Origin of the sequence: Streptomyces sp. NPDC048441 (assembly GCF_043200235.1) — a bacterium.
Lineage (GTDB): Bacteria > Actinomycetota > Actinomycetes > Streptomycetales > Streptomycetaceae > Streptomyces.
Genome location: NZ_JBICXM010000003.1, coordinates 535,672 through 557,786, shown reverse-complemented (window position 1 = coordinate 557,786; position 22,115 = coordinate 535,672). Strand labels below are relative to the sequence as shown.

18 protein-coding genes and 1 pseudogene are annotated in these 22,115 nt (G+C 70.3%); 4 read left to right on the top strand and 15 right to left on the bottom strand.

From position 1 onward, the window contains the following. Window positions 1–16: 16 nt before the first annotated feature. From ACGFSB_RS10495 to bldG, 6 genes are all read right to left on the bottom strand, one after another. Complete coding sequence (locus tag ACGFSB_RS10495; protein WP_393396794.1) at window positions 17–214, bottom strand: hypothetical protein; 198 nt, start codon at window positions 212–214, stop codon at window positions 17–19. A 315-nt stretch (window positions 215–529) separates the two neighbouring features. Continuing rightward, entirely contained in the window at window positions 530–2,101 is a 1,572-nt protein-coding gene (locus ACGFSB_RS10490) for a methyltransferase (protein WP_393396792.1), read from the bottom strand. A 209-nt stretch (window positions 2,102–2,310) separates the two neighbouring features. Next, window positions 2,311–2,892 (bottom strand): small secreted protein, encoded by a 582-nt coding sequence (locus tag ACGFSB_RS10485; protein WP_393396790.1) that lies wholly within the window; start codon window positions 2,890–2,892, stop codon window positions 2,311–2,313. A 206-nt stretch (window positions 2,893–3,098) separates the two neighbouring features. Beyond that, window positions 3,099–5,507 (bottom strand): sodium-translocating pyrophosphatase, encoded by a 2,409-nt coding sequence (locus ACGFSB_RS10480; RefSeq protein WP_393396788.1) that lies wholly within the window; start codon window positions 5,505–5,507, stop codon window positions 3,099–3,101. Between the two features lie 399 nt (window positions 5,508–5,906). Further along, entirely contained in the window at window positions 5,907–6,341 is a 435-nt protein-coding gene (locus ACGFSB_RS10475; RefSeq protein ID WP_393396786.1) for an ATP-binding protein, read from the bottom strand. 113 nt (window positions 6,342–6,454) lie between these two features. Further along, complete coding sequence (bldG, locus tag ACGFSB_RS10470; protein WP_003975386.1) at window positions 6,455–6,796, bottom strand: anti-sigma factor antagonist BldG; 342 nt, start codon at window positions 6,794–6,796, stop codon at window positions 6,455–6,457. An 80-nt stretch (window positions 6,797–6,876) separates the two neighbouring features. On the opposite strand from bldG, the gene ACGFSB_RS10465 reads away from it, so the two are divergent. Then, window positions 6,877–9,330 carry a DEAD/DEAH box helicase gene (locus tag ACGFSB_RS10465; protein WP_393396784.1) on the top strand — a complete coding sequence of 818 codons (2,454 nt, stop codon included), beginning with the start codon at window positions 6,877–6,879 and terminating at the stop codon, window positions 9,328–9,330. A gap of 42 nt (window positions 9,331–9,372) precedes the next feature. Here ACGFSB_RS10465 and ACGFSB_RS10460 read toward each other — a convergent pair. The 7 genes and pseudogenes from ACGFSB_RS10460 to ssd all read right to left on the bottom strand — a co-directional run. Next, window positions 9,373–9,714, bottom strand: a pseudogene (locus tag ACGFSB_RS10460) (Rv3654c family TadE-like protein); the annotation flags it as partial. Then, complete coding sequence (locus ACGFSB_RS10455) at window positions 9,711–10,103, bottom strand: TadE family type IV pilus minor pilin (RefSeq protein WP_393396782.1); 393 nt, start codon at window positions 10,101–10,103, stop codon at window positions 9,711–9,713. The pseudogene ACGFSB_RS10460 and the gene ACGFSB_RS10455, both read right to left, overlap by 4 nt. After that, window positions 10,090–10,305, bottom strand: a complete 216-nt coding sequence (locus ACGFSB_RS10450; RefSeq protein WP_393396781.1) for a DUF4244 domain-containing protein — start codon at window positions 10,303–10,305, stop codon at window positions 10,090–10,092. Before ACGFSB_RS10450 ends, ACGFSB_RS10455 begins: the two co-directional genes overlap by 14 nt. 70 nt (window positions 10,306–10,375) lie before the next feature. After that, on the bottom strand, window positions 10,376–11,158 hold the full coding sequence (locus tag ACGFSB_RS10445; protein ID WP_393396779.1) for a type II secretion system F family protein: 783 nt from the start codon (window positions 11,156–11,158) through the stop codon (window positions 10,376–10,378). Further along, complete coding sequence (locus tag ACGFSB_RS10440; RefSeq protein ID WP_393396777.1) at window positions 11,155–11,982, bottom strand: type II secretion system F family protein; 828 nt, start codon at window positions 11,980–11,982, stop codon at window positions 11,155–11,157. Before ACGFSB_RS10440 ends, ACGFSB_RS10445 begins: the two co-directional genes overlap by 4 nt. Before the next feature lie 50 nt (window positions 11,983–12,032). Continuing rightward, window positions 12,033–13,217 (bottom strand): TadA family conjugal transfer-associated ATPase, encoded by a 1,185-nt coding sequence (locus tag ACGFSB_RS10435; RefSeq protein ID WP_393396775.1) that lies wholly within the window; start codon window positions 13,215–13,217, stop codon window positions 12,033–12,035. Further along, window positions 13,214–14,368, bottom strand: a complete 1,155-nt coding sequence (gene ssd, locus ACGFSB_RS10430; RefSeq protein WP_393396773.1) for a septum site-determining protein Ssd — start codon at window positions 14,366–14,368, stop codon at window positions 13,214–13,216. The genes ACGFSB_RS10435 and ssd overlap by 4 nt, the downstream gene beginning before the upstream one ends. Before the next feature lie 542 nt (window positions 14,369–14,910). On the opposite strand from ssd, the gene ACGFSB_RS10425 reads away from it, so the two are divergent. Next, on the top strand, window positions 14,911–15,750 hold the full coding sequence (locus tag ACGFSB_RS10425; RefSeq protein ID WP_393396771.1) for an HAD family hydrolase: 840 nt from the start codon (window positions 14,911–14,913) through the stop codon (window positions 15,748–15,750). Between the two features lie 327 nt (window positions 15,751–16,077). Here ACGFSB_RS10425 and ACGFSB_RS10420 read toward each other — a convergent pair whose 3' ends face one another. Next, window positions 16,078–16,932 (bottom strand): oxidoreductase, encoded by an 855-nt coding sequence (locus ACGFSB_RS10420; RefSeq protein ID WP_393396769.1) that lies wholly within the window; start codon window positions 16,930–16,932, stop codon window positions 16,078–16,080. Between the two features lie 101 nt (window positions 16,933–17,033). On the opposite strand from ACGFSB_RS10420, the gene ACGFSB_RS10415 reads away from it, so the two are divergent. Beyond that, complete coding sequence (locus ACGFSB_RS10415) at window positions 17,034–18,017, top strand: ATP-binding protein (RefSeq protein WP_393396767.1); 984 nt, start codon at window positions 17,034–17,036, stop codon at window positions 18,015–18,017. A gap of 15 nt (window positions 18,018–18,032) precedes the next feature. Here ACGFSB_RS10415 and ACGFSB_RS10410 read toward each other — a convergent pair whose 3' ends face one another. Next, a complete protein-coding gene (locus ACGFSB_RS10410; protein ID WP_393396765.1) occupies window positions 18,033–19,313 on the bottom strand; it encodes a hypothetical protein in 1,281 nt (426 codons plus the stop codon). A 384-nt stretch (window positions 19,314–19,697) separates the two neighbouring features. Between ACGFSB_RS10410 and ACGFSB_RS10405 the strand changes: the two genes are divergently transcribed. Further along, window positions 19,698–22,106: a bifunctional SulP family inorganic anion transporter/carbonic anhydrase gene (locus tag ACGFSB_RS10405; RefSeq protein ID WP_393396763.1), complete on the top strand. Its 2,409-nt coding sequence runs from the start codon at window positions 19,698–19,700 to the stop codon at window positions 22,104–22,106. Window positions 22,107–22,115: the final 9 nt, after the last annotated feature.

Sequence of the window (22,115 nt, the reverse complement as noted above, 5' to 3'; positions counted from 1 at the left end):
CCACCGACGCCCCCCGTCACAGCCGAGTGAAGCACCACACCCCGAGCACTAGTGCGGCCGATCCGGCGAGCACGGCGAGCGTCGCCGATGCGACAGGGCTCACACCGTGGGCGACGGGCGAGCGGTGCGCCACCCGTGCCCCGGTCCACAGCAGCAGCCCCGCTCCGAACAGCGCGAATACCGTGCCCGCGAAGATCGCTGGTCCGCTCTCCATGGCGTTGCCTCCCCGTACCGAGTTCCCGGTCTGGGAAACTCGCACGCCGGGAAAGCCGGGGCGCGAACCCCGGGTGAACGGAGGGCGCACGGCCGGAATCACACGCCTGTGCCCCACTCAACTCGACCGGAACTCGTCGCCCCGGAGCCGGATCGCCGGTCCACCTTCTCGAGGTACGTCCAGCGGTCGCCTACGCCCATCCACCCCACCCACAACGGGTGACCGGCATCCCCGAAACGTACGAGACACGCCGTACGCGGACCTCCGACGGCTCGGCGGCCCGACACTTCCCGCCCAGCGGGGTCAGCGCGCCGACTACACCCCGACCGGCTCCAGAAAGCCCTGCTCGACGAGCAGCCGGATCTGCGCGGGCGTACGGTCCCGCAGCAATACGGGGTCCTCCCCCACCAGTTGGGCGATGGCGTCGAGGATGCGCCCGGCACTCAGCGTCCCGTCGCACACCCCGGCGAAGCCCGCGCCCACCGTGTCCACCTTGGTGGCCCGCCGCATCCCACGGTGCTGGCGCAGCACGACATGCTCCGGGTCCTCGGCGCCGGGCAGCCCGACCTGCTCCTGCACGACCTCGTCCGCCAGCTTGAAGTGCCCTGCGAGCAGCGCGGCGTCGTCGTGCGCCCGCAGGAAGTCCTGCCGCGCGAAGAACTCCCGCACGGTCTCGCCGAGCGGCTGCTCGACGGGGTGCGGCCACTCCTCGACGGTCACGGACGGCTCGGCGGCACCTGAACCAGCACCTGAACCAGCACCAGCACCAGCACCAGCACCAGCACCAGCACCAATCTTGCGCAGCGTGATCCACCCGAACCCGATCGCACGCGTCTTACGGGCGTCGAACTCATCAAGCCACGCGTCGTACCGCGCCGCGTACTCCTCCGGATCCGTCCGGTGATCCCCCGCGTCCCGCAGCCACAGCTCGGCGTACTGCGTGATGTCCTGCACCTCGCGCTGCACGATCCACGCGTCGCACCCGCGCGGCACCCAGGAACGGAGCCGCTCGGTCCACTCCTCGCCGTCCACGTGCTGCCAGTTGGCAAGGAAGTGGGCGTACCCCCCTTCGTTCAACCGCTCCCCTGCCTCCTGAACGAGCGACCGGCACAGATCGTCCCCGCCCATACCGCCGTCGCGGTAGGTCAGCCGCGCCCCGGGAGAGATCACGAAGGGCGGATTGGACACGATCAGGTCGTACGTCTCCTCGCCGGCCGGCTCGAAGAGCGAGCCCTCCCGCAGATCGGCCTCGGGCGCCCCGGAGAGGGCCAGGGTGAGCCGCGTGATGTGCAGGGCCCGGGGGTTGAGGTCGGTGGCCGTCACCCGGGTCGCGTGCTGAGCGGCGTGCAGCGCCTGGATCCCGGAGCCCGTGCCGAGGTCGAGCGCGCTCTCCACCGGCGTACGCACCGTGAGCCCCGCGAGTGTCGTGGACGCCCCGCCGACGCCGAGCACGACCCCTTCGTCATGGCTGCCGATGCCTCCGGCGCCGCCGACCGCGCACCCCAGGTCCGAGACGATGAACCAGTCCTCACCGCTGGGCCCGCTGTACGGCCGCACGTCCACGGTCGCGCTCAGCTCACCGTCCGCCTCGGCCAGCCAACCGCCCTCCAGTAGAGCGTCGACCGGCAGAACGGCCGCCACGCGCGCGTGGGGCACGGAACGCTGCAGCAGGAAGAGCCGTACGAGCGTCTCCAGGGGCCCGTCACCGCGCGTGGCCCGCAGCGCGGGCACGGTCTCACTGCGCGCGAGCGCCGTGTAGGCAGGCGCCCCTAGGAGCTCGAGCAGCCCATCAGCGGTGAAGTCGGCCGCAAGCAGGGCTTCCCGCAACTGAGCGGACACATCGGCACGGTCGGACGAGGGCAGGGGGGCAGGGCTGCGAGTACTCACACCCCCATTGTGACCCGCATCCGCTTCTATCCGCCGCTGTGGGCAGGCGTTCCGCAGGGCGATGGGGGTCCCCCCGCTCGAACGAAGTTGAGAGTGGGGGAGGGTGGGCACAGCCCACGATGCCGGGCGCAGCTGGACGCAACGCTGCCCCGGACGCCGGGGGGTCTTCCCTCAGGCTCCGGGGCAGCAACGCAACGAAGGGGTTACCCCTAGGACGCAGAAGGCGTAGCGCTAGCCGACTTGCAGCTGTCCTGCTTCCCCATCGCCTTGCCCACCTCGCCCTCCTGAAGCTTCTCAAGGGCCTCGTTACCGCTCTTGCTGAGCTTGTCCAGCTCCCCCGCGACGGACTTGAGGCCGTCGGCGAAGTCCGCCTGGTTCTTGGTGTCCAGGCCGTCGACCTTCTTCTTCAGGTCGCCGTACGACTTGGAGATGGCGTTCAGTTCCTTGACCGCGTCGTCGGTCTTCTTCTGACCGCCGTCGACCGGCGGGGCGCCCGCGTCCTTCACAGCGGTACCCATCGCCTTGTAGGCGTCGGACATGTCCTGGAACGCCTTGGAGTCGGTCTTCTGGACGTCCTCCGGCGAGCTGTTGTCCGAGGTCTCCTTCTGGATCGCGGCATTGGCGTCAGCGATCTTCTTCGACTGCGGCTGAACCGAGTCACAGACGTCCTTGGCCCAGGAGTCCAGCTTCTCGTTGCCGTCGTCGCTGCAGCCCGACAGCGCCAGTACCAGTACCGCACCGCCGGACAGTGCGGCTGCAAGCTTCTTGTTCACCGGATTGGTCCCTTCCATGGCTCTCGGCCCCGGAACTTACACGCCAACTGGGCTACAACCGCATGTCGGGGGTCCGGTACCGCCGCTATTGAAGCCATTTGCACCAAGCAGGGGGCGCGAGAGAAGGCTCACCAGAAACACGAAGAGCGGACGACACGTCAAAACGCGCCGTCCGCCCAGGTGTTGAGCACAGCCCTTTGTATTGGGCAGAGTCTGACCCGGTGTTACGAAACTACGGCTGGGTCCACCGAGTTGGCCACCGAGTCCGCACCACCCTTCTCCTCGTCGCCCACGGCGATGCCGCGCCGCTTGGAGACGTACACCGCGCCGACGATGATCAGGATCGAGAGCACCGCGATCAGTGCCCGCACCCCTGCGCTCGCGTCGTCCCCGTAGCTGAACTGGACGACCGCGGGCGCGATGAGCAGCGACACCAGGTTCATCACCTTCAGCAGGGGGTTGATCGCCGGACCCGCGGTGTCCTTGAACGGGTCACCGACGGTGTCGCCGATCACCACCGCGGCGTGGGCCTCACTGCCCTTTCCGCCATGATGACCGTCCTCGACGAGCTTCTTCGCGTTGTCCCAGGCGCCGCCGGAGTTGGCGAGGAAGACCGCCATCAGCGTGCCGGTGCCGATCGCACCCGCCAGGAACGAGCCGAGCGCGCCGACACCGAGCGAGAAGCCGACCGCGATCGGCGTGAGCACGGCGAGCAGACCTGGCGTGGTCAGCTCGCGCAGCGCGTCCTTGGTGCAGATGTCGACGACGCGCCCGTACTCCGGTTCCTCGGAGTAGTCCATGATCCCGGGGTGCTCGCGGAACTGCCGCCGCACCTCGTAGACCACCGCTCCGGCCGACCTCGACACCGCGTTGATCGCGAGCCCCGAGAAGAGGAACACGACCGCGGCGCCCAGGATCAGGCCGACCAGGTTGTTGGGCTGTGAGATGTCCATGACCAGGTTCATCGGAGCGCCGTCGCCCATTTTCTCGCCGACGTCCTTGGCCGCGGTCGCGATGGCGTCGCGGTACGAGCCGAAGAGGGCCGCGGCCGCTAGGACGGCCGTGGCGATGGCGATGCCCTTGGTGATGGCCTTGGTGGTGTTGCCGACGGCGTCGAGGTCGGTGAGCACCTGCGCACCGGCGCCCTCGACGTCACCGGACATCTCAGCGATGCCCTGCGCGTTGTCGGAGACCGGGCCGAAGGTGTCCATGGCGACGATCACGCCGACCGTGGTGAGCAGGCCGGTTCCGGCGAGCGCCACCGCGAACAGGGCGAGCATGATCGACGTACCGCCGAGCAGGAACGCCCCGTACACGCCGAGCCCGATCAGAAGCGCGGTGTAGACGGCCGATTCGAGCCCGAGCGAGATTCCGGCCAGGACGACGGTGGCCGGTCCCGTGAGCGAGGTTTTGCCGATGTCCTTCACAGGACGCCGGCTCGTCTCGGTGAAATAGCCGGTGAGCTGCTGGATCAGCGCGGCCATGACGATGCCGATCGCGACGGCGACGACCGCGAGGACCCGCGGATCGCCGTCATGACCGGCGATCGCCGCGTCCGTGACGCCGTCCAGGTCGGCGTACGACGACGGCAGATACGCGAAGACGGCCGCGGCCACGAGTGCCAGCGAGATGAACGCGGAGATGAAGAATCCGCGGTTGATGGCGGTCATCCCGCTGCGGTCGGAGCGCCGTGGCGCCACCGCGAAGATCCCGATCATCGCCGTCACGACGCCGATCGCCGGGACGATCAGCGGGAAGGCGAGTCCGGAGTCGCCGAACGCCACCTTGCCGAGGATCAGCGCGGCGACCAGGGTCACGGCGTACGACTCGAAGAGGTCGGCGGCCATACCCGCGCAGTCGCCGACGTTGTCGCCCACGTTGTCGGCGATGGTCGCGGCATTCCTCGGGTCGTCCTCCGGAATGCCCTGCTCGACCTTGCCGACCAGGTCGGCGCCGACGTCGGCGGCCTTGGTGAAGATGCCGCCGCCCACACGCATGAACATCGCGATCAGCGCCGCCCCGAGGCCGAAACCTTCGAGGACCTTCGGCGCGTCGGCCGCGTAGACAAGCACCACACAGGAGGCGCCGAGAAGACCGAGCCCCACCGTGAACATGCCGACAACGCCGCCCGTGCGGAAAGCGATCTTCATGGCCTTGTGCGAAACGGCGGTGAGGTCCTTTTCGGGTTCACCTTCCGCCGGCGTGGCCTCTCGTGCGGCTGCCGCCACACGAACATTGCTGCGTACGGCGAGCCACATGCCGATATAGCCGGTGGTCGCCGAGAACACCGCACCGATCAAGAAGAAGATCGATCGGCCGGCACGCTGATTCCAGTCGTCTGCGGGCAGCAGCAGGAGCAGGAAGAACACCACGACGGCGAATACGCCGAGAGTGCGCAGCTGCCTGCCGAGATAGGCGTTGGCGCCCTCCTGGATCGCCTTCGCGATCTTCTTCATGCTGTCGGTGCCCTCGTCGGCCGCGAGTACCTGGCGTACGAGTACCCAGGCGACCACGAGCGCCGCGATCGCGACGGCCGCGATGGCCATCACGATCAGACGGTTGTCGTCGGTCAGTACCGCCGCTGCGAGGGTTGTGGGGTGGTCAAACTGATGAGGGGAAGGAAGCCCCGCCATTCGTCCTCCTTGACGCTGGGGCTGAGCTCAAGATGTGGACGGATTGTAGGGAGCGGAACCTGATCAAAACAGAGCGCCGCAAACGGAATTGGCGCGAGAGTGCTCTCCAGCAAATGATCGCGACCGCAGATTGACCCCGAAAGCGGTAATGCCCCAAAACCGTTGACAGCAGTGAATGATCTAGAGCGGTGATCCGGGCGGTGATCCATTCGGGCGCGCCGCGGAGCGGACATACAGCACGCGGCAAATGACCGGGGCAATGATCATAAAAGCCGGGAGGTAATGATCATAAAAGAAAAGGCCCTGCTCCCGGAGTCGGGAGCAAGACCTTGATTCAGCTCTGAGACGCGGTACTGAGGCACGGTTCCGTGGCGCGGTTCCGCGCGACGGTGCCAGCTGTCAGAGAAGCTCGGCCGGGGTCGTCGGCCACGTCATCCGGATGAGGCCACCACCCTCGCCCGCGGTGACTTCCACATCGTCCACGAGCCCGCTGATGACGGCGAGACCCATCTCGTCCTCACCCTCGGCGTCCAGATCGACCTCACCGGGCCGCGCGCCGGGCGCCCGGTCGCCGGGAACCACATGGGGGGCCTCGTCGCCGACCTCGATGGAGAACTGCTTCTCGTCCTCGATCAGGGCGACCCGCACGGGCGCCGAGACACCGTTGCTCTGGTGCAGCCCGACGGCGCGCGTGCAGGCCTCGCCCACGGCGAGTCTGACCTCGTCGAGGACGGCGTCGTCCACTCCGGCCCTGCGCGCGACCGCCGCCGCCACAAGTCGGGCGGTCCTGACGTGCTCGGGCAGCGCGCTGAAGCGGAGTTCAACGGTGGCCATGCATCCCCCTCGGACTTACGCGCGTGCTGTCAGAGGGCCGGGCCGAGGGCCCGGTCCCCTGCTGTACTGCCACCCCCGGGACCGGCCGGCAGCCGGCCCGGGACATCCGGCTCTCAGTCGGTGGCCGCGACCGCTTCCTCGACCGAGGTGTGAATGGGGAACACCTTGGTCAGGCCGGTGATGCGGAAGATCTTCAAAATACGCTCCTGGTTGCACACCAGGCGCAGCGAGCCCTCATGGGCACGCACCCGCTTCAGGCCGCCGACCAGCACGCCGAGTCCGGTGGAGTCGAGGAAGTCCACGCCCTCCATGTCGACGACCAGGTGGAAACTGCCGTCGTTCACCAACTCGACCAACTGTTCGCGCAACTTGGGCGCGGTATAGACGTCGATTTCTCCACCGACCTCGACGACCGTGCGATCGCCGACGGTACGGGTCGACAGGGACAGGTCCACGGATCCTCCAGCACCTTGCTATCGAGCGGTCATCCCTTGGGATACCTCGGCAGAGCCCCCGGGACGGATCGCCAGCCGCGATGGCATTCAATCACTTACAGGCAGGCGTGCACGACGCCTTGGGACCATTGTCCATCCCGCCAGTGACACACTCGGTGCCGATGGCCGACTTTTCCCCTCCCGGAGGACCCTCCACGGGCGCCCCGGAACGCACGTCTCCACGGACGGTCCTGGACCGGCTCACCGCGGGACCGAGCCGTGCTTCGCGCGTCACTCATACGGAGCACTTGCCCCCGCGCGAGGCCCGCTATGCAGTCTGGCCTGATCGCATTCGTTCCGAGGTCGTCGCCGCAGTGCAGTCGGCCGGAATCGAGCACCCCTGGGCCCACCAGGCACTCGCCGCCGAGCACGCGCTGGACGGCGAGTCGGTGATCGTCGCCACCGGCACCGCCTCGGGCAAGTCGCTGGCCTATCTCACCCCCGTCCTCTCGGCCCTCCTCGACGGCTCCGAGGCCCCCAACGGCCGCGGCACGACTGCGCTGTACCTGGCCCCGACAAAGGCCCTGGCAGCCGACCAGCGCCGCGCGGTACGCGAACTGGCGGCGCCCCTCGGCAACGCCATCCGCCCCGCCGTGTACGACGGCGACACCCCCGTCGAAGAACGCGAATGGGTACGTCAGTACGCCAACTACGTCCTGACCAACCCCGACATGCTGCACCGCGGGATACTCCCGTCCCACCCCCGCTGGTCCTCCTTCCTGCGCGCCCTGCGCTACGTCGTCATCGACGAGTGCCACACCTACCGCGGCGTCTTCGGCTCCCACGTCGCCCAGGTCCTGCGCCGCCTGCGCCGCCTCTGCGCCCGCTACGGCTCCGATCCCGTGTTCCTCCTCGCCTCCGCCACCTCGGCGGAACCGGCCATCGCCGCGGAACGCCTCACCGGACTGCCGGTGAAGGAGGTCGCCGACGACGCCTCACCCCGCGGCGAGCTCGTCTTCGCCCTCTGGGAACCCCCTCTCACCGAGCTCCACGGCGAGAAGGGCGCCCCCGTCCGCCGCACCGCCACCGCCGAGACGGCCGACCTCCTGACCGACCTGACCGTCCAGGGCGTCCGCTCGGTCGCTTTCGTACGCTCCCGGCGCGGCGCCGAACTGATCTCGGTGATCGCCCAGGAACGCCTCTCGGCGGTCGACCGGTCTCTCGCCCGCCGCGTGGCCGCCTACCGGGGCGGCTATCTCCCCGAGGAACGCCGGGCCCTGGAGCGCGCGCTGCACTCCGGCGAGCTCCTCGGGCTCGCGGCCACGACCGCCCTCGAACTCGGCGTAGACGTCTCCGGGTTGGATGCCGTGATCATCGCCGGTTATCCGGGGACCCGTGCCTCCCTCTGGCAGCAGGCGGGCCGCGCCGGGCGCTCCGGGCAGGGCGCGCTCGCCGTCCTCGTCGCCCGCGACGACCCGCTCGACACGTATCTCGTCCACCACCCCGAGGCCCTCTTCCAGCAGCCTGTGGAGTCGACGGTCCTCGACCCCGACAACCCGTACGTCCTCGCGCCCCACCTCTGCGCGGCCGCCGCGGAACTTCCGCTCACGGACGACGACTTGACCCTCTTCGGCCCGGCCACCGCGGAGCTGCTCCCGCAGCTGGAGGCCGCGAAACTGCTGCGCCGCCGCACGAAGGCCTGGCACTGGACCCGCCGGGAGCGGGCCGCCGACCTCACCGACATCCGCGGCGAGGGCGGGAAGCCCATCCAGATCGTCGAGGAGGGCACGGGCCGACTGCTCGGCACCGTCGACGCGTCCGCCGCGCACACCGCCGTGCACGAGGGCGCGGTCCACCTCCACCAGGGCCTCACGTATCTCGTCCGCAGCCTGGACCTGGAGGACTCGGTCGCCCTGGTCGAGGAGGCTGTTCCGCCGTACTCCACGACGGCCCGCGACACCACGGCCATCTCCATCCTGGAGACGGACACCGAGATCCCCTGGGGCTCCGGACGCCTCTGCTACGGCTCCGTCGAAGTCACCAACCAGGTGGTCTCCTTCCTGCGCCGGAAACTCATCACGGGTGAGGTCCTCGGCGAGACGAAACTCGACCTCCCGCCCCGCACGCTGCGCACCCGCGCGGTCTGGTGGACGGTCACCGAGGACCAACTGGACGCCGCCCGCGTGAACCCGGAGATTCTCGGCGGCGCCCTGCACGCCGCCGAGCACGCCTCCATCGGCATGTTGCCGCTCTTCGCGACCTGCGACCGCTGGGACATCGGCGGCGTCTCCATCCCGCTCCACCCGGACACGCTCCTGCCCACCGTCTTCGTGTACGACGGCCATCCGGGCGGCGCGGGCTTCGCCGAGCGGGCCTTCCACACGGCCCGCGAGTGGCTCACCGCCACCCGCCAGGCCATCGACTCCTGCGAGTGCGAGGCCGGCTGCCCGTCCTGCATCCAGTCCCCGAAGTGCGGCAACGGCAACGACCCCCTGCACAAACGCGGCGCGGTCCGCCTCCTCTCCGTCCTCCTCAAAGACGCGCCCGCTCCCTGACGGCTCGGCGTCAGGTCCCGCAGGTCCCGCAGGTCCCGCCCGGGATCTGACCTCCGTCACGAACGGGCCGAAGCCAGCCGCCGCAGTGACGTCCGAGATCTCGCCGTGCACCGCGCACCGCACGACGCGCGTCCCCTGCGCCTCGGCCACCCGCCCGGCCCTGGCACAGGCACCGGCAGGCCCCTCCATCCAGTGGTCCGCCGCAGCAAGCGCCGCCAAGTCGGCCGCGCCGCCCGCTCGATGGCGGGCGACGATCACCTGGCTCATCGCGAGGACCGCGCCGCAGACCACGCACAGCACGGCCATCACGACGACGACCCACACGGTGGCGGCGCCCCGGTCCGACGCGGCCCCGGCAGTCCGGCGACACACCCGCCCCCTCATGCGCCCACCCCCACCGTCTCCTCCGCCGACGCCACCGCCTCCGACCGCAGCCGCAGCCCGAGCCCGAGCGCTCGGGGCCCCGGCGAGTCCGCCGTGACCTCCACCCGCACCAGGTCGCCGTCCCGCCGCACCGCCACCGACGCGCCACGCGGTGCCGCCTGCCGCGCCGCCGCCACAGCCGCGCTCTCGGGGTCCTGCCGGGCCATCGCTCGGGCCCCGGCCCGAGCCGCGTCCACGCATTGGATCTGCGCGGACGCGGTCAGCAACGCCCAGACCAGCGCCATCGTGAACAGCACCAGCGTGGGCAGCACCACGGCTGCCTCAGCCGTCACGAACCCCCGGTCTCCGTGGCAGCCCCTACCACCCCGGGGCCACTCAGAACTGGACATCGAGCGCCTTCTCCACGACCGCCTGCAACGCCGCCCTGACCTGCCCGCTCGTCACCACCTTGTAGAGCAGTCCGGCGAACCCCACCGCTGCGATCAGCCCCATCGCGTACTCCGAAGTGACCATTCCCACGTCCCCGCACACCGCACGCGCCCTGCGGCGCAACGCCCGTGCACACAGCTGTCCCCACATCCCAACCCCCATGAAATTCGCGTCCGTTCACTGTCAAATCGATGCCAAGGCAGCCGCCCGTCACTCAGCCGCCGCTCATCCCTCAGCTGCCGCCCAACAACCCGCCCGCCAGGCCGATCACCACCGGCAGCACCCCCACCGCGAGGAACGCGGGCAGGAAGCAGAGCCCCACCGGTGCCGTCATCAGCACGCCGGCCCTGCGTGCTGCCGCCGTCGCCGAACGGCTCCGTTCGGCACGGCAGTCCGCGGCGAGACGCGCCACCGGATCGGCCGCCGGAGCCCCCGACTCACCCGCCCGTTCCAGCAGGCGGGCCAGCGCCCCCGCGCCCGGTATCGCGCCCAACCTCCGCCAGGCGTCGGCTGGTTCACCCCCGAGCCGCAACTCCGCGGCCCCCTGCGCGAGCCGCTCGCCGACCGGCCCCTTCAGCGCATCGCCCACGGCCTGCGCCGCCACCACAGGCCCCGCGCCCGCCGCGACACAGGCCGCCAACAGGTCTGCCGCCAAGGGAAGTTGCCGAGCGGCCTCAGCGACGTCGAACTCCGCGGCGCCAGCACCCCGCCCCCGCCACCAACGCCACACGCCGTACCCGGCACCCAGCCCCACCAGGCCCCCCGGAACACCACCGACCAGCACCCACCCGGCGCTCGCCGCCCCGGCCACCGCCAGCCATCGCCGCACCGCGTCCCGCCGCCCGAGCCATCGCCTCGACGGGGCCCCGGTCGGCCGCTCCGCCCTCCCCAGTACGATCCCCGCACGCCACCGCACCGCCCGTTCGCGCCGTACCGCAAGGACCGCCGACACCAGCCACAGCACGGCCACCGCACCCCACACCGCCACCCCCAACTCGTGGACACCCAGGCTCATCGCTCCTCCGCCCCTCGAACGATCCGCAGCGCCCAGCACACGCCGACGCCCTCCAACACCCCGCCCACCACCAGGCACCCGAACCCCGCCCCCGTATGCAGCAGCACCTTCAACGGCGCCGCCCCGAGCGCACTGCCCATGAGCAGCCCGAGCGCCGGAAGACCCGCGAGCATCACCGACGTCGATCGCGCCCCCGCCAACTGCGCCCGCAGATCAGCGCGTTGATCCCGCTCCGCCCGCAGCGCGCCCTCCAGTCGCTCAAGACCCGCCACGAGCCCGGCGCCCCGGTCCACCGCCACCCGCCAGCACGCGGCGAGCCCCAACAGCCCCTGGGCCCCCGGCTCCCGAGCCGCCTCCTCGAGCGCCCCCGGCACATCCCCGCCGAACCGCGCCGCCGCGAGAACCCCGGCCCGCGCCGCACCGAGCCCCGCGCCGGCACCACCCGCAAGGCCGGACTCGGACTCGCCGGCCGCCGCCCTCAGCGCCTCCCCCGGCTGCCGCCCCGCCCGCACCTCCCCCGCGAGCGCCCCGCACAACGCGATCACCGCGGTGGCCCGCCGCTCCCCCGCCAGCCGTGCGTCCCTGGCCCGCCGCACGCGCCGTATCAGCGGCACCCCCGCCGCCCCCAGGATCAGCGGCAGCACGGACTCCCCGAGCAGGGCGACCGCCGCCCCGCCCGCAAGGACCCACCATTCGTGCCGCACCCGTCCGCCGACTGCGACCACCGCAGTGGCCCGCCGCCACATCGAGCGCTCCGGCACGACCTCATCGCCGCTCCTGAGCACCTCCCGCGCCCGCCGCATCCCCGATCCCCGCCCAGCCATCAGCCAGGCCGCTCCTCCCGCACACACAGCCCCCGCCACCCCCGACGCGCTCATCCCGCACCACCCGAAATACCGTCACCCAGAAGCGAGTTCAGCCGCTCCCAGCCCCGCTCCCGGACGAATTCCTTCTCGCCCCACCGCAGCGCGGGCACCGTCACCACAAGGCCCGACGGATCTCGCTCCAGGACATGAACCTCGGCGATCCGCCGCCGCCCCGCCCGGTCCCGTACGAGATGGAGCACCACGGAGAGCGCGGCCGCCAACTGGCTGTGCAGCGCCGCCCGGTCGAGGCCCGCCGCCGTCCCCAGCGCCTCCAGGCGGGCGGGAACGTCCCCGGCGGCGTTCGCGTGCACCGTGCCGCAGCCTCCCTCGTGCCCCGTGTTCAGGGCTGCCAGGAGATGGACGACTTCCGCACCCCGCACCTCGCCCACGACCAGCCGGTCGGGGCGCATCCGCAGCGCCTGCCGCACCAGGTCGTCCAGGCCGACCTGGCCCGCTCCCTCCTGGTTCGCCGGTCTAGCCTCCAGGCGCACCACGTGGGGGTGGTCGGGGCGCAGCTCCGCCGAGTCCTCGGCGAGCACGATCCGCTCCCCAGGGCCCACCAGACCGAGGAGGGCGCTCAGCAACGTCGTCTTGCCCGAGCCTGTCCCGCCGCTGATCAAGTAGGACAGCCGGGCGTCCAGGAGGGCGCGCAGCACCCGGTCCCCGCCCGGCGGAACCGTCCCCGCCGCGACCAGTTCCGTGAGGGTGAAGGCCCGGGGGCGTACGACACGCAAGGAGAGGCACGTCGAGCCGACGGCGACGGGGGGCAGCACCGCGTGGAGGCGGGTTCCGTCCGGGAGTCGCGCGTCCACCCAGGGCCTGGCGTCGTCGAGCCGGCGTCCTGCCACGGCCGCGAGCCGCTGTGCGAGCCGCCGCACCGCCGCCGCGTCCCTGAAGGAGACCGCGGTCAGCTCCAGGCCTCCGCCGCGGTCCACCCACACCCGATCGGGCGCGGACACCAGCACATCGGTGACCGAACCGTCCGCGAGCAATGGCTCAAGGGGTCCCGCGCCGACCAGCTCGGAGCGCAACTGCGCCGCCGCTCCCAGGACCTCCGCGTCGCCGAGCACCCTGCCCTGTGCCCGCAGCGCCTCGGCGACGCGGGCCGGGGTCGGCTCGGTGCCGTTCTCCGCGAGCCACTGGCGCACCCCGTCCAGCATCCTGGCCCCGACGACGGCACCGACGGCGCTCATGAGCCGCCTCCGGTGGCATCGACGGGAACCCGCTCCCAGAAGCCCGCGCAGAACCGAGCCAGCGGCCCCCTCGCGACACCTCCGGGCGGCATTCCCTTGGCCTGCGCCGCCGACAAGCCGCCCTCTCTCGGCAGCTCACCGACGAGCGGAAGCCCGAGCAGCCGCGCGACTTCCTCCGCCTCGAAGCCACCGGACCCATCGGACCCACCGAAGCCACCGAAGCCACCGAAGCCACCAAGAGGGCCGCCGCCGACCACCACCCGCAGATCCCGCAGCACTATCCCCACGGCCGACGCGACCCGCCGCGCCCCCGCGACGGCGCGCAGCTCCGCCGGTACCACCAGGAGCCCCAGATCCACCTGGGCCAGCGCCTCGGCCACCCCTTCGTCCACCCGGCGCGGCAGGTCCACGACCACCACCCCGCCCCGGCGGCGGGCGGCGGCGATCACCGCGCGCATGGCCTCGGGCGGGATGACCACCGAGTCGCCCCGGTCCCAGCTCAGGACCCGCAAGGCGTGCAGCTCGGGCAGCGACTCCTCGAGCGCGCCCCCGCCGACCCTGCCCCTGGACTGGGCGAACGCGGGCCAGCGCAGCCCGTCGGCCGCCTCGCCGCCGAGCAGCACGTCGAGCCCGCCGCCGAGCGGGTCGGCGTCCACGAGCATCGTGCGCCGCCCCGCGCGGGCCGCCGTGACGGCCAGCGCGCACGCCAGTGTCGAGGCCCCTGCCCCGCCGCTGCCGCCGATCACCCCCACCGTGAGCGCGGGCCGCCCCACGCCCTCGGCGACATCGGCGATCCGGTCCACCAGCCAGCGCTCGCCGTCCGGCAGGACCAGCACATGATCGGCACCGATCTCCACCGCACGCCGCCAGACCCCGGAATCATCCTGATCCCGCCCGACCAGCACGACCCCGCGTCTGCGCGCGGCTCCCCGCACCCGGTCCACCGCGTCGTCCCCGACCAGAACCAGCGGCGCCGCGTCCCAGCCGCCCCTGCGCTCGGGCACGCCGTGCTGCACCTCGGGCCGCGCGCCCGCCGCGGCGCACAGCCGCAGCAGGTCGTCGAGCAGCTCCACATCTTCCGTCACGATCAGCGGTCCGCCCTGCCGTCCATCGGACGACGGCGGCCTGTCGCACGCAATCACTCCAGCCACGATCTCCAACCCCCTCTCACCACAAGCACTGTGAATGCCGCGTTCCACATCGGCGTTGAACCGGCCAAAGCAATCCGGCCATGAACTTCGCGTGCAGAACGGGCGGAATCAGCGTGCAGCGATCCCGGATAACGTGTGGATCTTGGTCAATAACTGTGGACAACACGGCGCCTGTGAATATCTCCTTCACCCATACCGGTGACATCACGGGGACTTACCGGAGACATCCCACAGGCTTCCGCAGAGCAGCCTGATGGATACGCACAGTGACGGATCTTGGACATGCCAAGAGATCGCCGGATCAGCCACAAGGTGGGGTCAGGCGATCGAATGAGGGTCAAAAGATGCCGGGAAAACCCATCCGGACATGCGACGACCCCCGCCGGGGGGGAGAGCGGGGGTCGTCCCCACGGTCCGACTCGGGGGGGGAGGAGCCAGACCGGGTTAGCACGGTCGCGAACGATCCGTGACTTCCATGGTGTACCCGAGAGCCTTCTCAGGCAAACCCACGCGCCTCACCTTACGCCGAATGGTGGGCGCCTATGCTCGAGCTCGTGGAAAACCACTCCTTGCCTCGGACAGCTGCCTTCTTTGACCTGGACAAGACGGTCATTGCGAAGTCGAGCACTCTCACCTTCAGCAAGTCGTTCTACCAAGGCGGCCTGATCAACCGCAGGGCAGTACTCAGAACGGCATATGCACAGTTCGTCTTCCTCGCCGGCGGAGCCGATCACGACCAGATGGAGCGGATGCGCGAGTACCTCTCCGCGCTCTGCCGCGGATGGAACGTGCAGCAGGTCAAAGAGATCGTCGCCGAGACACTGCACGACCTGATCGACCCGATCATCTACGACGAGGCCGCATCCCTCATCGAGGAGCACCACACCGCGGGACGGGATGTCGTCATCGTCTCCACCTCGGGCGCCGAAGTCGTGGAGCCGATCGGGGAACTCCTCGGAGCGGACCGAGTGGTGGCGACCCGGATGGTCGTCGGCGACGACGGCTGCTTCACAGGCGAGGTGGAGTACTACGCCTACGGCCCCACCAAGGCGACCGCCATCAAGGAGCTCGCGGCCTCCGAGGGGTACGACCTCGACCGCTGTCACGCCTACAGCGACTCGGTCACCGACATCCCCATGCTCGAGTCCGTCGGGCATCCGCACGCGGTCAACCCCGATCGCGCGCTGCGTCGCGAGGCGCTCGCGCGCGGGTGGCCGATTCTGGACTTCCACCGCCCGGTCAGACTCAAGGAGCGGCGCCGGGCGCCGTCCCGTCCCACGCTCGTCCTGGTGGCCGCGGTGGGTGCTGCGGCCGCCGCCGCGGGGCTCGTCTGGGTCGCCAGCCGCCGCCGGAACACGCGTGCCCGATTCACCCTTATTTGAACCTAAAAGTAAAGAAGTAGGGCCAGGACTTCCGCTTACCCCAGGACAGGAGTACAAAGGAGTCAACGGCCCGCGAGACCAAGGACATCCGAGAGGATTACCTTTGAACGCAACCAAGGCCCCACGGACCGAAGCATGAACATCGAGCACCCACGCGACGTCGACCCGTCGATTACGGGCCAGCCGCACCAGGTGACGGGCTAAGTTCCCGACCTGATGGGCAACTTACGAGGACGCTTGGTAACACGGTGAACATGCCAGCGGCGGTACGAGAACTCGTACCGCCGCAACCCTGTGCAGGGCCTTCTACGTAGGCCCCGGGAAGCCTTACGCCGCGCCCCGCTGGAGCGCCTCACAGACCGCCGTCGTCTCCCTGGCCCCCAGCTCGACCGCACGGCCGCAGTGGGCGATCCAGGCGGCCATCCCCTCCGGCGTACCGGACACATAGCCGTCGAGCGCCGCCACGTAGGCAGCCCGCCCCTGTTCCGCATGGCCCGCCTCGGCCGGGCAGATGGACTTCGGGTCGAGCCCGCTGCCCACCAGGACGATGCGCTCGGCCGCCCGCGCGACCAGACCGTTGCGCGAGCCGAAGGGGCGCAGGCTCAGCAGTTCGCCGTGCACCACGGCCGCCGTCACCAGAGCAGGCGCCGAACCGCCCGCGACGATCAGCTCCGAGAGACCCTCCAACCGGCCCGCCACCTCTTCGGAGTCGGATACATCCAGCTCGACGAGCGGCTCGTCGACCGGCTCGCCCGCGAGACGCGGGCGGCCCGCCGCCTCGTCGTTCTCCGCGGCTGCGACCAGGTGGAGGCGCGCGAGGACCCGGAGCGGCGACTGCCGCCAGATGGACAGGAGTTGGCCCGCCTCAGCGGTCAACCGCAGGGCCGCGCCGACCGTGCGGGCCTCTTCGTCCCCGCTGAAGTCGCTGCGGCGGCGTACCTCTTCGAGCGCCCACTCGGCACCCGAGAGCGCCGCCGAGCCGCGCGCGCCGCGCAGCGCCGCCTCGGAGGTGAGCTCATTGCTGCGGCGCCGCATGATCCGGTGTCCGTAGACCCGGTCCACGGCCTTGCGCACGGAGTCCACGGAGTCGGCCACGCCGGGCAGTGCACCCAGGGCCGCAATGGGGTCTCCCCCGCTCGAGCCGCTTCGAGAGCTTGGGGAAGGATCGGCTGTCGTACTCATGAGTACGACCCTACGCACACCCGGCGTCCGCCCCACGAAGGAGTGGTCTTCTTCACGCTGAATGGATACGCCAGGTAATCGTGCCGCTACCCTTGGTGAACATGAAGATCGCTTTCGTAGGGAAGGGCGGCAGCGGCAAGACCACGCTGTCCTCGCTCTTCGTCCGACACCTCGCCGCCACTGGCGCGCCCGTCATCGCGGTGGACGCCGACATCAACCAGCACCTGGGCCCCGCGCTCGGCCTCGACGAGACGGATGCCGCACAGCTGCCCGCCATGGGCGCGCGCCTCCCGCTCATCAAGGACTACCTGCGGGGCTCCAATCCGCGGATCGCCTCCGCCGACACGATGATCAAGACGACGCCCCCCGGTGAAGGCTCGCGGCTTCTTCGGGTGCGCGAGGACAATCCGGTGTACGACGCGTGTGCGCGGCCGGTGGAACTCGACGGCGGCGGCGTGCGTTTGATGGTCACCGGGCCGTTCACCGAAGCCGATCTCGGTGTCGCCTGCTACCACTCCAAGACGGGGGCGGTGGAGCTGTTCCTGAACCACCTGGCCGACGGGCGCGACGAGTACGCGGTCGTCGACATGACCGCCGGTTCCGACTCCTTCGCGTCCGGCATGTTCACCCGCTTCGACATGACGTTCCTGGTGGCCGAGCCGACCCGGAAGGGGGTCTCCGTCTATCGCCAGTACAAGGAATACGCACGGGACTTCGGGATCGACCTCAAGGTCGTCGGCAACAAGGTGCAGGGCCAGGACGACATCGACTTCCTGCGCGAGCAGGTGGGCGACGACCTCCTGGTGACCGTCGGGCACTCGGACTGGGTGCGCGCCATGGAGAAGGGCCGCCCGCCCCGGTTCGACCTCCTGGAGGAGGAGAACCACCGCTCCCTGCAAGCACTTCAGGCCGCAGCCGACGCCTCGTACGAGCGCAGGGACTGGGACCGCTACACCCGCCAGATGGTCCACTTCCATCTGAAGAACGCACAGAGCTGGGGCAACGAGCGGACGGGCGCCGACCTGGCAGGCCAGGTCGACCCCGACTTCGTACTGGGTGAGCAGCGGCCGGTGGCCACGGCCTGAACTCTCCGAAGGGAGCTACGGCTTGGCCGCCGGAGCGCCCGGGACGCCCTTCGGGGCCGGCGCGGGCTTGGCGGAGAGGTAGGACGCCCAGCCCTTCTTCGGGGCCTCGCCGACCGGGAGCTTGGTCAGGTGCTCCACGGTCTGCGGGTCCTGGGCGTCCAGCCAGTCGGAGAGTTGACGGAAGGAGACGCAGCGCACGTCGGGCTTGGTGCAGACCGACTTGATCGTCTCCTCGATGGCGCGCATGTACGTGCCACCGTTCCAGGACTCGAAGTGGTTGCCGATGATCAGGGGGGCGCGGTTGCCCTTGTAGGCGCGGTCGAAGCCCTGGAGCAGACCGTCCCGCATCTGGTCGCCCCAGTACTCGTGCTTGTCCGGGTCGCCCTGGGACGTCGTACCCGACTGGTTCACCATGAAGTTGTAGTCCATGGTGAGAGTCTCGAACTTGCGGCCGGGAACCGGCACGAGCTGCATCGACAGATCCCAGAGGCCTTCCTTCTTCTTGGGCCACAGCTGGTTGTTGACGCCACTGGTGTCATAGCGGAAGCCCAGCTCGCGGGCCGCTCGCGTGAAGTTCTTCTGGCCTTCGAGGCAGGGCGTGCGGGCGCCGACGAGTTCCTTGTCGTAATCGAAGGGCAGCGGCTGCGCCTTCTTCATGCCCGTGTTCGTCTTCCAGCCCTTGACGAAGGACTTGGCCTGGTTGATCTCGCTCTTCCAGTCGGCGACCGACCACTGACCCACGCCACCGCTCGCCCCGCAGAAGTGACCGTTGAAGTGGGTGCCGACCTCATTGCCCTCGAGCCAGGCGCCGCGGAGCTGGTCCACGGTGTCCTTGATTCCCTTGCGGTCGTTGAAGCCGATGTCCGAGCTGCCCGCGAGGTGCTGCGGCGGGTCGTAGAGCTTGCGCTTCGCCTCGGGGAGCATGTACACGCCGCTGAGGAAGTACGTCATCGTGGCGTTGTTCCGCTTGGCCACCTTGCGGAAGTGCGAGAAGAGCTTCTGACTGTCCTCGCCCGCTCCGTCCCAGGAGAAGACCACGAACTGGGGCGGCTTCTGGCCCGGTTTCAGTCGCTCGGGTCTGGACAGGTGCGGCTGGCGGCCGGTGAAGGCGGTGGAGCCGTCACCGATCATGCGGACCGCGCTCTTGGGGGCCGGAGCCGGAGCCGCCTTCTTGGCGCCGTGCGCGCCTTCCTTGACGCCGGCGGCACCGCCGGAGCAACCGGCCAGTGCCGCGACACATGCCACGAGAGCGGTGATGCCCGCGGCGATCCGCTGGATCCTCTGGGTGGCGGCCATCTTCCGCCCACCTTCTTCCTTCAAGTCGGCTTCGAATCAGGGCACGAGCTGCCCGCGGAGACCCTTGGGCCTTGCGGCCGAATTGCTCGCATACGCTCGCAAATGCTCGTAAATGCCCTACAGCGCCGCCAACGTCGCACGGAGACATGGGGCGCGGGTTCCGACAAGCCGACAAAATGCTTTATTCACTCTTCAGAGTGATCCAGTGGTCCATTTGCCCTATTTGTCTATCTGTGGCCTTTACTCTCCATTACGATTCGTTTACCGAGAGTTGAGATATCCCGCCGCTGCAACGCCGTGACCCACGGCCGCGACCCGCCCTCCGGAGACCGCCGGAGGACCCCCTGTCCCGCGACCGCGCTGCCCCGGAGGAGACGGGAAACCATGTCTGCCTGCGTCCCCGCCCACGCCACCGACTCGGCCCACGCATCACGCGACCACGAGGCCCACGCACCGCCGCCCGGAAAGCCCCCCAAGTTCCCCAGGTTCCGGAAGTTCCGCATCGCGGGCGCCGATCTGTCCGCCTCGATCGCCGTCTTCCTGATCGCCCTGCCGCTGTCCCTCGGTATCGCCCTCGCCACCGGAGCACCGCTCCAGGCAGGACTTGTCTCCGCCGCCGTCGGCGGTCTGCTCGCCGGATGGATCGGCGGATCGCCGCTGCAGGTCAGCGGCCCCGCCGCAGGTCTCACGGTCGTCACCGCCGACCTCATCCACCAGTACGGCTGGCGGACCACCTGCGCCATCACCGTCCTCGCCGGACTCGCCCAACTCGGCCTCGGCTGCCTGCGCGTGGCCCGCTCCGCGCTCGCCGTCAGCCCCGCCGTCGTGCACGGCATGTTGGCCGGCATCGGCGTCGCCATCGCCGTCGCCCAGCTGCACATCATGCTCGGCGGCACCCCCCAGAGCGCCGTGCTCGACAACCTCCGTGCGCTACCGGCCCAGTTGGCCGACGTACAGTCGTCCGCGCTGTCGATCAGTGCCCTGACTCTGGCGGTTCTGCTGCTCTGGCCCCGGATTCCCGGGCGTGCGGGCCGCGTTGTGCGTGTCGTGCCCGCCGCGCTCATCTCCGTGGCCGTCGCGACGGCGGTCGCCTCGTTCGCCGGTCTCAGCGTGACCAAGGTCGACCTGCCATCGTGGCGCAGTCACGCGCTGGCGGGGCTGCCCGAAGGGCCCGTGCTCGGGATCGTCGCCGCCGTGCTCACCGTCACGCTGGTGTGCAGCGTCCAGTCGCTTCTCGGCGCCGTCGCCGTGGACAAGCTCATCGCCGGGCGACCGGGGCCCGGCGCGGGCGTCGGACGGTCCGACCTCAACCGTGAACTGCTCGGCCAGGGCGCCGCGAACGCCGTGTCCGGGGCGCTCGGCGGGCTCCCCGTCGCCGGGGTCGCCGTGCGCAGCGTGACCAATGTGCGAGCCGGTGCCGTCAGCAGGAACTCCTCGATGCTGCACGGCGTTTGGGTAGTAGTAGCCGCCCTCCTGATGGCTCCCGCCCTGGAGCTGATCCCGCTCGCCGCGCTCGCCGCCCTGGTGATGGCGGTCGGCATCCAGATGGTGAGCCTGAACCACATCCGCACCATCACCCGCCACCGCGAGATCCTCGTCTACACCGTCACGACGATCGGCGTGGTCGTCCTCGGAGTGCTCGAAGGCGTGGCGCTCGGCGTGGCCATCGCCGTGGCCGTCGCGCTGCACCGCCTCGCCCGCACCCGGATCACCCACTCCGAGGAAGGCGGAGTCCATCACGTACGCGCGCGGGGGCAGTTGACGTTCCTAGCCGTGCCGCGGCTCAGCAGGACCCTGCACCTCGTGCCCCACGAGGCGTCGGCCGTCGTGGAGCTTGACGGGTCCTTCATGGACCACGCGGCGTACGAAGCGTTGCAGTGCTGGCAGGACGCGCACACCGCACAGGGCGGCACCGTCGAGGTGACCGGCCGCGCGGGAGCCAGGATCGCCGAACCGGCGAACGGGCACCCCCTGCTTGATCGAAGCCTGGAGCACGGGGGAGCTTCGCACTCGTGCTGCCGCCCCTGGACGGCCTGGCGCAACCACCACTGCGACCGGCCCCAGGAAGCCCCGCAGGGCGAGGGACGTCCCAGCGGTCATCAACTGGCAAGCGGCATCAGCGCGTTCCAGCGGAACACCGCGCCGCATGTGCGGGGCGAGCTGGCCCGCCTCGCACGGGAGGGGCAGCAGCCCTCACAGCTCTTCCTGACCTGTGCGGACTCCCGGCTCGTCACCTCGATGATCACGTCGAGCGGCCCCGGCGACCTCTTCGTCGTACGCAATGTGGGCAATCTGGTGCCGCTGCCGGGCGCCGAGAGCGGGGACGACTCGGTGGCCGCGGCGATCGAGTACGCCGTGGACGTACTGAAGGTGCGGTCCATCACCGTGTGCGGGCACTCCGGGTGCGGGGCGATGCAGGCGCTGCTCAACACCCCGCCCGGCGGGGCGCAGACGCCCCTGAGGCGGTGGCTGCGGCACGGGATGCCGAGCCTCGAGCGGCTGGCCGCCCACCAGAAGGGGTGGGCACGGCTCGCGGGCCGCGCGCCCGCCGACGCGGTCGAGCAGCTCTGCCTGACCAACGTGGTCCAGCAGTTGGAGCACTTGCGCGGCCACGAGTCCGTGGCGCGGCGGATGGCCGAGGGCGCCCTCGAACTGCACGGCATGTACTTCCATGTCGGCGAGGCGCAGGCGTATCTGCTGACCGAGAGCCCCGACGACGTATTCGACCAGGTGACACCGTCACCACACGAGGAATCACCGCACGAGGAGCCACCCACCCGGGTAAAGGTCTAAACCAATTTT

Excerpts from the sequence above, each read along its gene's own strand:
- ACGFSB_RS10495 (WP_393396794.1), bottom strand. The coding sequence starts at position 214 with ATGGAGAGCGGACCAGCGATCTTCGCGGGCACGGTATTCGCGCTGTTC.
- ACGFSB_RS10485 (WP_393396790.1), bottom strand. The coding sequence starts at position 2,892 with ATGGAAGGGACCAATCCGGTGAACAAGAAGCTTGCAGCCGCACTGTCC.
- ACGFSB_RS10480 (WP_393396788.1), bottom strand. The coding sequence starts at position 5,507 with ATGGCGGGGCTTCCTTCCCCTCATCAGTTTGACCACCCCACAACCCTC.
- ACGFSB_RS10475 (WP_393396786.1), bottom strand. The coding sequence starts at position 6,341 with ATGGCCACCGTTGAACTCCGCTTCAGCGCGCTGCCCGAGCACGTCAGG.
- ACGFSB_RS10465 (WP_393396784.1), top strand. The coding sequence starts at position 6,877 with ATGGCATTCAATCACTTACAGGCAGGCGTGCACGACGCCTTGGGACCA.
- ACGFSB_RS10455 (WP_393396782.1), bottom strand. The coding sequence starts at position 10,103 with ATGTCCAGTTCTGAGTGGCCCCGGGGTGGTAGGGGCTGCCACGGAGAC.
- ACGFSB_RS10450 (WP_393396781.1), bottom strand. The coding sequence starts at position 10,305 with ATGGGGGTTGGGATGTGGGGACAGCTGTGTGCACGGGCGTTGCGCCGC.
- ACGFSB_RS10445 (WP_393396779.1), bottom strand. The coding sequence starts at position 11,158 with ATGAGCCTGGGTGTCCACGAGTTGGGGGTGGCGGTGTGGGGTGCGGTG.
- ACGFSB_RS10440 (WP_393396777.1), bottom strand. The coding sequence starts at position 11,982 with ATGGCTGGGCGGGGATCGGGGATGCGGCGGGCGCGGGAGGTGCTCAGG.
- ACGFSB_RS10435 (WP_393396775.1), bottom strand. The coding sequence starts at position 13,217 with ATGAGCGCCGTCGGTGCCGTCGTCGGGGCCAGGATGCTGGACGGGGTG.
- ACGFSB_RS10425 (WP_393396771.1), top strand. The coding sequence starts at position 14,911 with ATGCTCGAGCTCGTGGAAAACCACTCCTTGCCTCGGACAGCTGCCTTC.
- ACGFSB_RS10420 (WP_393396769.1), bottom strand. The coding sequence starts at position 16,932 with ATGAGTACGACAGCCGATCCTTCCCCAAGCTCTCGAAGCGGCTCGAGC.
- ACGFSB_RS10415 (WP_393396767.1), top strand. The coding sequence starts at position 17,034 with ATGAAGATCGCTTTCGTAGGGAAGGGCGGCAGCGGCAAGACCACGCTG.
- ACGFSB_RS10410 (WP_393396765.1), bottom strand. The coding sequence starts at position 19,313 with ATGGCCGCCACCCAGAGGATCCAGCGGATCGCCGCGGGCATCACCGCT.
- ACGFSB_RS10405 (WP_393396763.1), top strand. The coding sequence starts at position 19,698 with ATGTCTGCCTGCGTCCCCGCCCACGCCACCGACTCGGCCCACGCATCA.